The 12,811-nt window shown below is 69.3% G+C and carries 7 protein-coding genes; 2 read left to right on the top strand and 5 right to left on the bottom strand.

Translation table 11 applies throughout. From position 1 onward, the window contains the following. Positions 1 to 5: 5 nt before the first annotated feature. Complete coding sequence (locus ACGFI7_RS06495; protein WP_393399946.1) at positions 6 to 1,103, bottom strand: PrsW family intramembrane metalloprotease; 1,098 nt, start codon at positions 1,101 to 1,103, stop codon at positions 6 to 8. Positions 1,104 to 1,233: 130 nt separating this feature from the next. Between ACGFI7_RS06495 and ACGFI7_RS06490 the strand changes: the two genes are divergently transcribed. Beyond that, positions 1,234 to 1,632: an ester cyclase gene (locus tag ACGFI7_RS06490; protein ID WP_393399944.1), complete on the top strand. Its 399-nt coding sequence runs from the start codon at positions 1,234 to 1,236 to the stop codon at positions 1,630 to 1,632. On the opposite strand, the gene ACGFI7_RS06485 is transcribed toward ACGFI7_RS06490, so the two are convergent. From ACGFI7_RS06485 to ACGFI7_RS06470, 4 genes are all read right to left on the bottom strand, one after another. Further along, positions 1,614 to 2,621: a PQQ-binding-like beta-propeller repeat protein gene (locus ACGFI7_RS06485; RefSeq protein ID WP_393399942.1), complete on the bottom strand. Its 1,008-nt coding sequence runs from the start codon at positions 2,619 to 2,621 to the stop codon at positions 1,614 to 1,616. The two genes, ACGFI7_RS06490 and ACGFI7_RS06485, sit on opposite strands and share 19 nt — an antisense overlap. Positions 2,622 to 2,801: 180 nt before the next feature. Further along, on the bottom strand, positions 2,802 to 7,964 hold the full coding sequence (locus tag ACGFI7_RS06480; protein WP_393399939.1) for an adenosylcobalamin-dependent ribonucleoside-diphosphate reductase: 5,163 nt from the start codon (positions 7,962 to 7,964) through the stop codon (positions 2,802 to 2,804). Then, positions 7,961 to 8,416 carry a transcriptional regulator NrdR gene (gene nrdR / locus ACGFI7_RS06475; RefSeq protein ID WP_393399937.1) on the bottom strand — a complete coding sequence of 152 codons (456 nt, stop codon included), beginning with the start codon at positions 8,414 to 8,416 and terminating at the stop codon, positions 7,961 to 7,963. The genes ACGFI7_RS06480 and nrdR overlap by 4 nt, the downstream gene beginning before the upstream one ends. A 327-nt stretch (positions 8,417 to 8,743) precedes the next feature. Further along, the gene (locus tag ACGFI7_RS06470) at positions 8,744 to 9,067 is read right to left on the bottom strand and encodes a LysM peptidoglycan-binding domain-containing protein (protein WP_393399935.1); all 324 of its coding nucleotides are present in this window, start codon (positions 9,065 to 9,067) and stop codon (positions 8,744 to 8,746) included. 1,986 nt (positions 9,068 to 11,053) lie between these two features. Between ACGFI7_RS06470 and lexA the strand changes: the two genes are divergently transcribed. After that, positions 11,054 to 11,761, top strand: a complete 708-nt coding sequence (gene lexA / locus ACGFI7_RS06465; RefSeq protein WP_393399932.1) for a transcriptional repressor LexA — start codon at positions 11,054 to 11,056, stop codon at positions 11,759 to 11,761. Positions 11,762 to 12,811: the final 1,050 nt, after the last annotated feature.

Genomic DNA, 12,811 nt, shown 5'->3' with positions numbered 1-12,811 from the left:
CGGATTTACCAGCGGCGGGCCCGCGCCATCGTCCCCAGCAGCAGATCGCGCTCGGCCTCGAACCGGACCGGATCCGCCCCCTCCCGCTCGGCGCGCAGGTGCAACATCGTCAGCTCCGTGGCCGCCTGCTGGTAGTCGCCCATCTGACGGCCCAGACCGACTCCCCTGGCCCACTTACGAGCCGCGCGGCGGGCCTTCATCGTGGTCAGCATCCGAACGTCCTGCTCGGTGATCAGGCCGGTGGCCCCGTACGCGGGAAGATAGGCGCCCATCCGCGAGACGAGCTGCCTGCGCTCCACCACCGTGATGACGATCAGCCCGATGAGCACCACCATGATCACCAGGTACGCGCCGGCGACCGCCGCCAGCGAGCCGGTGGAGGCCGCGCCGTTCCACAGGGCGTGCAGGAGGACCGCGCCCAGGTAGCCCAGCGGGATCGCCGCGAACCGGGCAGCGTTGCGGCGGGTCAGCGCGTACGCCACCCCGACCCCGATCATCGAGGTGTAGACCGGGTGGCCGAGCGGGTCGATCAGGCCGCGGATCACGAACAACTGCACGGCGGCGCCCACCCCCTCCTCCCCGTAGGCCATCAGGTAGTAGCCGACGTTCTCCACCGCGGCGAAGCCCAGCCCGGCCATGGACGCGTACACGATGCCGTCCGTCAGACCGTCGATCTCCCGCCGGCGGCGCAGGAGCAGCAGCAGCGCCGCGCCCTTCAGCGCCTCCTCGATGACCGGCGCGAGCACCACCGTGCTGATGAGGTTCACCGCCTGCTGGCCGTAGCCGGCGCGGGCGAACAGCTCGACCCCCACCAGGCTCAGCAGGATGGCCACCCCCACGGCCACCCCCGCTCCCCAAGCGAACGCGAACGCCAGGTGCAGCTTCGGCTCCGGCTCCAGCCGGTCGAGCGAGAGCACCGCCGCCAGCAGCACCGGGAGCGGCGCGATCGCCAACAGCGCCGACAGGCCGAAGCCCATCGCCCCGCCGCTCATCAGCAGCAGCGCGAGCACGCCCAGCGCCAGCAGGCCCGACAGCACCAATCCGATGATCAGCGCCTTGCTGGGCCGGCGATCGAGCACGGGCGATGGCGGGGGAACCGTCATGACAGGCCCTTCCTTTCCACGGACACTCAGGATGGCCCGGTTTGATCGACGCTCGCTTACAGACCGCTTGCGGCCGAACGCGGGGGAAAGCAATCTATCGAAGCGCCGACCGTGGGTAGGGGTCGCCGTCATGATGGGGAAACTGTACGAACGATGGCTGCTCACCATGTGGCAGGGCGACTTCTCCCTCGCCCACGAGCTGGTCACCCCCGACTTCACCGGCCACTGGCCGGGCATGGACGTGCGGGGCCCCGACCAGCTGATCGACATGCTCCGGCAGGGACACGAACCGTTCGACGACGTCACCCTCTCTCTCGACGTCGGGCCGATCGTCGACGGCGACCGGGTGGCGGCCCGGTGGACGTTCGCCGGCGCCTACCGGGGAGGCATGCCCGGCGCCACCGCCGCCCCGGGCACCCGGATCGCCTTCAACGGCCACGACATCCTGCGCGCCGAGGGCGACCGGTTCGCCGAGTACTGGGTGATCTCCGACATCCCGTCACTGTCACGTCAGCTCGGGACGGGCTGACGTCCTACCTCGGTGCGCATCAGCCTGAGGGTTCCCTTGGTCGCCATGACCATCTCCCCCGCGCCGAGATCGAGCAGCCCGGCCACCCTTCGCGCCGACGACCAGGACCGGTCGAGAATCCGCCCGTCCGGACCCAGACGGAACAGCACTCCCCCTTGACCGGCCAGCACGAAGCCCTCGCCGTCGCACACCACGCCGGGGGCGAAGGGCCGGCCGGCGTTCGCCGACCAGCGCACCGAGCCTGCATCGGGATCGACCGCGACATAGCCGGCGTCCCCCGTGCCCAGCCAGACCACACCGCCCGCGCACGCGGGGGCCCGGTACCCGAGGTCGGCGTCGTGATCGTAGAACCGGGCGGCCCGCCCCGAGGCCGGCCAGAGACACACGACGGACCGCGGGCCGCACCGCACCAGGCAGCGCTCGGCGTCGATCCTGGTGAACGCCGGACTCAGATCCAGCTTCGTCACCGGCTCCGGCAGCCGCAGGCGGGTCAGCTCGCGGCCGTCACGCGGATCGATCAGCCACGCTTCCCGCCCGCTCCCCAGCAGCAGGGCGTCGCCCCACGGCAGGGGGCGCAGCGTTTCCACCCGCCGCGGCGTGCTCCACAGCGGCCGCCCGTCCGGGAGGTCGAAGGCGGCCACGGGCGAGTAGTCGCGCCAGCCGCCCGCCACCACCGTCCGGCCGCTGACCACGACGTGGCCCGCGTACGAACGCAGCGGGGCCCGCCACACCTCGGCCCCCGTCGCCAGACTGAGACACGACAAGCGGGCCGCGGGGTACGGCACGACCAGGCAGCGGTCGCCGGCGACGGCGATGCCCCGCAGGTCACCACCCACCGGCACGTCCCAGCGGACCGAGCCGTCGCGACGGTCCAGGCAGACCAGGCGGGTGGCGCGCTCGTGGACCACGACCCGGTCCGCCGTCACCGCCACCGTCTTAAGAGAACCGTGCTGGTGCAGGGGCCGCTCCCACAGCGTCTTCCCGATCACCCACGGAGTCCACCAGACGTCCGCCGGACGCGGCAACGGGCTGCAGGCTTATTCAGGCACCCGTGAAGGGGCCCGGCCACAGAGCCGGGCCCCTTCACGAACGGAGCACCAGCCGGAGCGCCGGGCCCCTTCACGGACGGAGCATCGGCCGGAGCGCCGGGGGCTCCGGGCCGCTTCAGGTCAGCTGCAGCCGCTGGTGGAGCCGCAGCCCTCGCAGACGTAGCAGCTGCCCGCCGGGCGCATCTTCGTGCCGCAGGTCATGCAGAGCGGCGCGTCGGCGGTGAAGCGCTGGTGGCTCTCCAGCGTCAGCTCCTTGCGCTGCTCCTCCTTGCGCGGCTCCGGCGCCGCCTCGATCGGCGCCGACTGGGCCAGCGACTCCACCGTCTCCTGCAGCGCCGCCGGGTCCTCGCCGCGCTGCTGCGCCGCCCGCTCGGCCGCCGAGAAGATGCCGAGGGCCGCCCGCTCCTCGTAGGGCAGGTGGTCCAGTGCCAGCCGCCGGAAGATGTAGTCCATCACCGACGTCGCCATCCGGATGTCCGGGTCGTCCGTCATGCCCGCCGGCTCGAACCGCATGTTGACGAACTTGCTCATGTAGGTCTCCAGCGGCACCCCGTACTGGAGCCCGATGGAGATCGCCACCGAGAAGGCGTCCATGACGCCCGCCAGCGTCGAGCCCTGCTTGGACATCTTGAGGAAGACCTCGCCCAGCCCGTCGTCGGGGTAGGAGGAGGCGGTCATGTAGCCCTTGGCGCCGCCGACCGTGAATCTGGTCGTGGTGCTCGGCCGCTGGTTGGGCATCCGGCGCCGGGTCGGCCGCGCCACCTCGACGACCTTGACCTCCGGCTCGGCGGCCTTCGGCTCCTCCTTCTTGCCGCCGACCGACAGCGGCTGGCCCACCTTGCAGTTGTCGCGGTAGACCGCCAGCGCCTTGAGGCCGAGCTCCCAGCCCTCCATGTAGACCTGCTCGATGTCGTCGATCGTGGCCGACTCGGGCAGGTTGACGGTCTTGGAGATCGCCCCGGACAGGAACGGCTGCGTCGCCGCCATCATCCGCACGTGACCCATCGGCGCGATCGCCCGCTCGCCCATCGCGCAGTCGAACACCTCGTAGTGCTCCTGCCGCAGCCCGGGGGCGTCGACCACATGGCCGTGCTCGGCGATGTACTCGACGATCGCCTCGATCTGCTCCTCCTGGTAGCCCAGCTTCTTCAGGGCCCGCGGCACCGTCTGGTTGACGATCTGCATCGACCCGCCGCCGACCAGCTTCTTGAACTTGACCAGCGCCAGATCCGGCTCGATGCCGGTCGTGTCGCAGTCCATCATCAGCCCGATGGTGTTGTGGCTGACCATGCCGTTCGCCACATAAGTGACGTTCTCCGGCACGGAAAGGTCATATGTGGGCTGAACGCCGCCGTCCTCGTTGGCCTCGACCACCTCGAAGGCGTAGCTCAGAGCGCGCGCGAGCCGCTCGTCGAGCGTCTCCGCATACAGCAGCCTGGCCGCCGTACGAGGCACGCCGCCACTCTTCTGAATCGACTGCAGGATCGCGTCACGAGACTCGTGTCCCTGCGGGGCGAGCTCCTCCCAGACCTCACGCGGCAGGTGTACGTAGTCTCTCTTGGCCGAACGCTTCGGCTCCGCGAAAGCCAGCGCCCGAGCCTTGCGCTCACCGAGGAAACCGATCACCTCGTCGTACATCAGCGCATGGTCGACGTTGCGCAGGCGCACCTGGTAGACGTCGCCGCCGGAACCGCTGGTGGTCGTCCTGGTAGTGGTGATCAGGCCGAGCGAGAGCAGCAGGGTGCGGATCTCGCTCGCGAAAGACTCTGCGGACGTGCTGACGCTGGGAACTCCCTCGGTGACGGTACCGTCGGCCTCGAACAGGCCGCGAAGGAACGCCGTGTAGACGGCCACGTCGTTGGTCTCGAGAATCGCCGAGGGGACCCGCGGCGTCCATCCCTTGCCGGAATGGTCGACACCCGGGAGGTCCTTGGCGAAACCGGCCGCCTCCCACCAGCGGGCCACCCGCACCGACTGCAGGACGACCTCGTGGTAGCCCCCCTGCGAGGTGACGACGGGCTCCAGGTTGAACAGCGACTTGGAGATGACACGCAGCCGTTCGACCACGTCCAGATCAGCGTCCGCGACGCACAACCTGATGCCCTCGCTGTGCAGGCTCCCGTCACCCATGAAGTAGCCCACCAGCTCGGCCAGTTCCTCAGAGACCGTGTGGGGAACCCGTACGTGCCGATCTCCCGCGTAGTAGGCCTGGTCGAGGACAGGCAGCGGCACCTCGCGCGGCTCACCGACCAGCGTGCCCAGCTGCATGGGCAGCACGTCGCCCTCGCGCACGTCGGCCAGCCGCTTCCAGACCCACTCGCCGCTCACCTGATCCACCACCTTCACGCGGTGAGTGAGAGTGCCCTGGATCCGATAACCGCCGACCGTACTGACCCGGCGGGTCAGCTCTTCGCCGTTGACGAAGAACCTGGTCGCCTGACGCGGTCCTTCATCGGTCGAGACCGTCATGTCCAGGTTCTGCCAGCGGTCGCCGTAGACGTCGCCGATCTCGGCGAGCCGGACGAGCCCTCGGTCGGTGGTGACGAGCGTGTCGCCGGTGAGACAACCGGTCGGCGCCAGCAGGCTGGCCTGCGCGTTCCGGTAACCGTTCCGCTCGCCCAGCTTGAGGCACTCCGCCCACTGCCGCGACGCCTCGGAGTGGATGTGGGAGTCCATCGAGCCGATCGTGCGCAGGTTGTCGTTGGCCGCCGCGTGCTTGCGCATCACCCGCTTGTGCGGGTCCGCGTTGCGCGCGTAACCGTCGTACGGGCCCACCACCCCGGCCAGCTCGGCGCTGCGGCGGTAGGACACGCCGGTCATCAGGGACGTGATCGCCCCGGCCACCGCCCGGCCGCCGTCGGAGTCGTACGCGTGACCCGTCGCCATGAGCAGCGCGCCCAGGTTGGCGTAGCCGATGCCGAGCTGCCGGTAGGCGCGCGTCGTCTCACCGATCTTCTCGGTCGGGAAGTCGGCGAACGTGATCGAGATGTCCATCGCCGTGATGATCAGCTCGGTCAGCTTGACGAAATTGGGCACGTCGAACGAGCCGTCGTCCTTGAGGAACTTCAGCAGGTTGATGCTGGCCAGGTTGCAGGACGAGTTGTCCAGGTGGACGTACTCGGAGCAGGGGTTGCTGGCCGTGATCCGCCCGGTCTCGGGGGTGGTGTGCCAGTCGTTGATCGTGTCGTCGTACTGCACGCCAGGGTCGGCGCACTCCCACGCCGCCTTCGCCATCTTGCGGAACAGGTCGCGGGCGTCGACAGTCTCGATCACCTCGCCGCTGAGCCGGGCCCGCAGGCCGAACTTCTCGCCCTTCTCCACCGCCCGCATGAACTCGTCGGAGACCCGCACCGAGTTGTTGGCGTTCTGGTACTGCACCGAGACGATGTCCTTGCCGCCCAGGTCCATGTCGAACCCGGCGTCACGCAGCGCGCGGACCTTGTCCTCCTCGCGCGCCTTGGTCTCGATGAACTCCTCGATGTCGGGGTGGTCGACGTCGAGCACCACCATCTTGGCGGCCCGGCGGGTGGCGCCACCGGACTTGATCGTGCCGGCGCTGGCGTCGGCGCCGCGCATGAACGACACCGGACCGCTGGCGGTGCCGCCGCTGGAGAGCAGCTCCTTGGACGACCGGATGCGGGACAGGTTGACGCCCGACCCGGAACCGCCCTTGAAGATCACACCCTCTTCCTTGTACCACTCCAGGATCGACTCCATCGTGTCGTCCACGGAGAGGATGAAGCAGTTGTGCACCCGGAGGTTGCCCGAGAGGTACTCGCCGCTCTCGGTCTGAATGTCGTAGACCTCCATCGGCCCCAGGTCCTCGACGCGATCGATCTCCAACCGCTTCGTCGCCTTCGACGGGTGTCCCGGCTTGGCGAAGCTCATCTCGAGCTTGCCGGACTTGGTCTCGTCGACGAAGCCGATCTCGTCGGCGAAGCTGCGGCGGTCGCCGGCAGACTGGATGCGCAGGGTCCAGCAGCCCTTGCGGTCGTCACGAGCGTCCTTCTTGAAGCCGACGCGGGCGTAGATGCCGAAGCGCAGCAGCAGGCGCTGCATGCCGCGGATCAGCTCCTCGGAGATCATGTCGACCTCGACGACGGTGGAGTTCTCCCTCGCCGAGACGAAGCCCTCGGCCTGGAAGACACTGCGGAGATAGGCGGCCACCACCGGCAGTGGTGCGGTGAAGAGGCTGGTGGGGACGGACATGTCGACGCCGCGCCGGCGCAGGTCCCACTTGTCGACGAAGCCTTCCAGCGACTTGCCGTACAGGCGGGTGCGCCGGCAGTCGAGCGAGGTGTCCTGCGTCTCCACCGTGCGCTCCTTGCGGTGCACATCGGGGAACACGACGTCCAGGGCCCGGGTCACCCAGGCGAGCTCGGCGTCGTTGACGGTCATCGCCTCGATGGTGAGCGACTTGTTGGTGCCTTCGTACTGTCCGGCGAAGCCGTCGGACTGCAGCCAGCCTGCGAGAGCGGCCTCCGCCACCTCGGTGAAGTCGATCTCGCCTTCGCCGAACGCTTCACGCCGGTGCCACTCAAGCTGATCTCCGGGATTCAGCGTGGCGGCCTCCACGAAACGGCCGGTGCCGTCGCCGGTGGCCTTCCACACCAGGTGGTCGCCGGTGACGTCAAGCGTGTAACCCGCCTTGGTGTGCAGGCGCAGGACGTTCTTGACACCGTTGGCCTTGGTGGCGATGACGCGGGTGATGCCGTGGGCGTCGTAGACCTTGGCGCCGATCGCGTCGTCCTGGACGAGCTTGCCGATCGGGACGAGCCCCTCGGGTGTGCTCACCAGCGCGTGGTAAGGCTGGCAGGCGCTCACCTGCTGCGGCGACTGGGTGCCCACGTTGAACCAGACCGGGGAGTTGAACGAGAAGATCTGGTGGACCAGGGCGTGCTTCAGCTCGTGGTCGAAGATCTCGGCGTCCTCGTCGCTGGCGAAGTAGCCGTGCTCCAGGCCGGTCCGGGTGTAGACGCCGACGACCCGGTCGACGAGCTGCTTCAGGCTGTGCTCGCGCTGCGGGGTGCCGACCGCGCCGCGGAAGTACTTGGTGGTCACGATGTTGGTCGCGTTGATCGACCAGGACTCGGGGAACTCGACGCCGCGCTGCTCGAAGTTGACCGAGCCGTCGCGCCAGTTGGTCATGACGACGTCGCGGCGCTCCCACACGATCTCGTCGTACGGGTGCACGCCGGGCGTCGTGAAGATCCGCTTCATCTTCAGGCCCCTGCGGGGACGCTTGCCTCCGCGCGCCACTGATCCGCTGGACGTCTCCGTCATGACTCCCCCTTCTCCGCCTTCAACTGTTGGATCTCGGCCTCGAAGTCCGCCAGGCTCTCGAAGCCGCGATAGACCGATGCGAACCGCAGGTAGGCCACCTCGTCGAGCTCACGCAGCGGCCCGAGGATCGCCAGCCCCACTTCGTTGGAGGCGATCTCGGCCGCGCCCTTGCCCCTGATGGCTTCCTCCACCCTCTGCCCCAGCTGCGCCAGGGAGTCCTCGCTCACCGGCCTGCCCTGGCAGGCCCGTCGCACGCCCGCGACGACCTTGTCCCGCGAGAACGGCTCGGTGACGCCGCTGCGCTTGCTCACCATGAGGAGCACGGTCTCCTGTGTGGTGAACCGGCGCCCGCACTCGGGGCACGTGCGCCGGCGCCTGATCGCCGCGCCGTCCTCCGTGGAGCGGCTGTCGATGACCCGCGTGTCCGGGTGGCGACAGAACGGACAATGCACGCTTACGCCTCCTCGTTTCAGGGGTCACCACAGGCACGGATCCGCCCCTACGGACGCTCGCGCACGCCCCACGGCTGATCTGTGGTGCGGTCGCTGAAACACAAGGTGTGGTGAACTACATCGGTGTAACTACTAGATGTTGTGGTCCAACCGTAGAAGCGCGCGACCATGAACGCAAGTTGGCCGGGCCTGCTCGACCGAAGTCGCTGATCAGCCCACGGGTTCCCGCCGCCCTTCGGGCGTGTCGCCGGAACGCGTCACTTTTGTTGGTACGCGTCACGTACGTGACAATTGTTCACAGGAGGCTCGGGAGCATCGCACGACCACTCATTGTCCCTGGTGTAAAGGGGTGACCGCGCCGCCCGGGACGTGCAGACGGGTGCCGGACCGGATGAGCGAACCCGTCAGCCCGTTGAGCCGCCGGATCTCCTTCACGACGGCCGTCGGGTCCTCGCCAGGGTGCGCGACGGCTTCGGCGATGCTCCACAGCGTGTCGCCCTCCCGCACCTGCACCCACGGCAACCCGGCGGTGCTCGGCGGCCGCTCCGCCTGCGCGTAGCCGGCCGCCCTCGTGCCGAGCCAGAACCCGCCCAGCGACAGCAGCGCCACGGCGATCACCAGCACCGCCCGGCCCCGCCGCGTCAACCGCACCGGCGCGGTCTCCGCCGGGCCGGGCCTTCTCCGGGCGTGGATCCGCGCGGAACCGCCCGACTGCCTCGGCGCTCCGGACACGACGGCCAACCGCGCCCGCCTACCCCGAACTCCGGCACCGGACCGCCGCGCCCGCTTCCCCGACCCACCGGTGTCCTGCGACCGTCCCTGCGTCCGCCCCTGCGTCCGTCCCGCCCGGGTCCGTGCCTGCGCCCGTCCTGCCTGCGTCCGTCCTGCCTGCGTCACCCCAGCCTGGGTCATCTGCGCCTGCGCTGATTGCGCGCGTCCCTCCTGGGGCGACTCCGTCTGTGCGCGTCCTGCCTGCGTCAGCCCTGTGCGCGCCGGATCTGTCTGCGGCGGCCCCACCTGCGTGCGATCACCTTCACGCGTACGCCCGCGCCCCTTGGACGTCAACGACAACCCGTCCCGCCTCAGTCCCCGCACCCTGGCCAGGAAGGACGACGGGCTCCCGTCCTCACCGCTCGGTGCCGTGGCTTCCTGTCGCGCCGACGCCCCACCCAGGCCACCCTCGGCCCCAGCCTCCACGCGGAGTCCTTCGGCACCTGGGAATCCGACGCCGGCACGGGGCGCGTCTCCGCCACGCGGTCCCGCTCCCGTGCCGGGGCTGACACCACGCAGGGGGCCGTCGTCCGTCAGGCGTCTTCCGCGAGCGCCCGGCCCACGCCGTCGCTCGCTCGCCGTCTCACGCGATCCCGGACCCCGGCCGTCGCCCCCACCCTGGATGATCTGGCCGACGACAGGGCGGCCCTCTCCCGTACGGACAGGACCCCCGTCACTCCTCCCCCACCGGCCGGCCCCCTGAAGTGACCCGGCCTCCGTGGTGGGGCGCGCCGGAGGGACGAGGTAGAGGTGGGGGCGCTCGCCGGCAGCAGCTCGCCGCGCCCTCGGTCCGCCGACCTGCTCCCGCCCGACCCGCCGTTCCACGACTCGCCGTTCCGAAGCCCGGCCTCCCGACGCCCGACCTTGCGGAGTCTCCTGTTCCGCCACGCGTCGCTCCGAAGCCTGCCCTTCCGAACCCCACCTTTGGGGAGCCTGCCGCCCCGAGATGTGCCGCTCCGAGCTTTGGCCTCCCGACGCCCGACCTTGCGGAGTCTCCTGTTCCGCCACGCGTCGCTCCGAAGCCTGCCCTTCCGAACCCCACCTTTGGGGAGCCTGCTGCCCCGAGATGTGCCGCTCCGAGCTTTGGCCTCCCGACACCAGCCCGCGCGGAGTCTCCTGATCCGCCACGCGCCGCTCCGAAGCCTGCCCTTCCGAACCCCACCTTTGGGGAGCCTGCTGCCCCGAGACAAGCCGTCCCGAAGGCTGGCCGCCCGACGCCCGCCTTCGGGGAGCCTCTCGGCCCGAAGTCCGGCTTTCGGAAGCCGGCCCTCTCGGAGCGTCTTCTCCAGCGGAGGCGCCTTCAGGGACCGGGGCCAGGAAACTGCTCCCTGCCGAGTCCGGGGAAGGACGGCGGTCAGCGGGATCCGGGCGGGCGTTAGCCGCGCCAGTTCTCGAAGGGGAATGGCCTTGGACGGAGGTTGTGGGGAGAGGGCGACCCTCGGCGGAATTCGAACAAGAATCGTGTTGGGCGGAGTGTGGGAGAGGGTGGGCCTGGACGGCCTGGCGGGGCGGCTCGGGGTGGGGGTGTCCGGATGTGGACGCGTGGCCGGGCTCGCGGGTCGCCTCGGTGACGAGCGTGAGCCTCTGGTCGTCGTCGCCGGTCAGGCCTATGATCCTGGTCGTTCGCATGATTGACCTCCCGCCGCCACGGCCCCCCGAAACGGCCTATAAAGATCGGCAAATCGAACACGATGTCGATCGAACTCCCGTACGATGTTGTACACCACGCTGCCGACAATTTCGAGGAAGACTCGAACAATTGTTTGAAGATGATCTTCAACAGCGATACGGTCGCTGTGTGCGACATCAGGACCACGGACCGGGAGGGTCGCCGGTGAGGCGAGCCGCCGGGCGAGGAGGAGAGGCATGAGCGAGCGGGATGACGCCAACGGGGTCAGTGACCTCGCGGTGCGAAGGCGTGACTCGCTGGGGCTGACACCCCGGCAGCGCAAGATCCTCGAGGTGATCCGCGACTCCGTGCAACAGCGCGGCTATCCACCGTCGATGCGTGAGATCGGCGAGGCCGTCCAGCTGACCAGCACGTCCAGCGTGTCACACCAGTTGACGGCCCTGCAGCGCAAGGGCTATTTGAGGCGCGATCCGCATCGCCCGCGCGCGTTGGAGGTTCGCCTTCCGGGCGAGCCGGTCCTGTGGGTCGATCCCGACGGGGGTGACGAGGAGGCTCCGGTCAGCCGTCCCACCGCCGCCTACGTCCCGCTCGTCGGCCGCATCGCCGCCGGTGGTCCGATTCTCGCCGAGGAGAGCGTCGAGGACGTCTTCGCGCTTCCCAAGCAGTTGGTCGGCGAGGGCACGCTCTTCCTCCTGCAGGTCACCGGTGACTCGATGATCGACGCCGCCATCGCCGACGGTGACTGGGTCGTGGTCCGCCAGCAGCCGGTCGCCGAGAGCGGCGACATCGTGGCCGCGATGATCGAGGGCGAGGCGACGGTCAAGACCTTCAAGCGCAAGGACGGCCACGTCTGGCTGGTGCCGCACAACGACAACTACGAGCCCATCCCGGGCGACGAGGCCAGCGTCCTGGGAAAGGTCGTGGCGGTCCTGCGCCGTCTCTGACCTGCCGCCTGGTTCGGACGCCTCCGACCTCTCCGTCCTGGGCTCTGATCTCCTCGTATCGTCAGGGTCACTCCTGAGAGGCGGAGCCCTCAGATTTCGCCGCTTGTCTGGGGGTTACTCCGGACTTTGTCTGGTGTCGCTCTGGACAGCGGGGTCTCTGAGTCGCCGTTTTGTCAGGAGTCACTCCGGACAGGCGGGTCACTGACCTCGCCGTATGGAGTCGGCTCCGCGCGGTGCGGCCCAACCCGCCGCACCGCGCCCCTTCGGCGTCGGCCGACGTTCACCGTCCTCCTCAACACGTCGGCCCGCCATAGGGCGTCCTGTTTGTTGTCTTCGTCGGATCGGCAAGAGTTATTCCTCTCCTACGGTGGGCCCGTCGAGAGTCCTCATCTCCTCCGGTTGGCCTGACGAAAGTCTTTGCTTCTCCTCCGGTTGGCCTGACGAGAGTCGTTCTTCTCGTCCAGTCGGCTCATTGAGAGTCGTACTTCTCATCGCATCGGCCGCGCCGCAACAGTTGCGCCGCCGAAAGACGGTCGCCATGGTCCTCGTCGCACAGGCCCTCCCCGTCGGCTCGTCCCCCCGGCTTCTCCGCCACGCTGGCCGAGGTGCGCCCCGCCCGGCGGAGCCATGGCGATCGCCAGGTTCCGTCCCGGAGACGAACCCCGTCGAACGAGCAGCGTCATGGCCACCGCCGGGCCGAACACCAGGACGTTGGTGCGGTTCATCGGCACTGCCGGAGTGCCAGAATCCGGATCCAGGCTGAAATGCGCCACGGCGCCTCGTTTCCCGTCGGCCACCATCAGTCCGTGTTCGGTTGGCGGTCAGTGTCACTTCGTCGCCCATGACGCGGGAGATCGGTAACTCGCTGGTTGCCGCGAGACCGGGTGCCGCGACACCGGGGGCGACGCAACCGGGTGCCACGAGACCGGGTGCCACGCAACCGAGTGCCACGCAACCGAGTGCCACGCAACCGAGTGCCACGAGACCGGCTGCCGCGTCGCCGGGGTCATCCAGGAGCACTTCGTGCTCCCAGTTGCCCGGCGCAGCGGG

The organism is Nonomuraea sp. NPDC048826 (assembly GCF_043198225.1).
Classification (GTDB): Bacteria; Actinomycetota; Actinomycetes; order Streptosporangiales; family Streptosporangiaceae; genus Nonomuraea.
Note: the sequence above shows the minus strand (reverse complement) of the source record. Positions and strands in the feature narration are given on the sequence as shown.

What these genes read in the sequence shown, in the direction of transcription:
- ACGFI7_RS06480 (WP_393399939.1), bottom strand. Translation starts at nt 7,964, where the DNA reads ATGACGGAGACGTCCAGCGGATCAGTGGCGCGCGGAGGCAAGCGTCCC.
- ACGFI7_RS06495 (WP_393399946.1), bottom strand. Translation starts at nt 1,103, where the DNA reads ATGACGGTTCCCCCGCCATCGCCCGTGCTCGATCGCCGGCCCAGCAAG.
- lexA (WP_393399932.1), top strand. Translation starts at nt 11,054, where the DNA reads ATGAGCGAGCGGGATGACGCCAACGGGGTCAGTGACCTCGCGGTGCGA.
- ACGFI7_RS06490 (WP_393399944.1), top strand. Translation starts at nt 1,234, where the DNA reads ATGATGGGGAAACTGTACGAACGATGGCTGCTCACCATGTGGCAGGGC.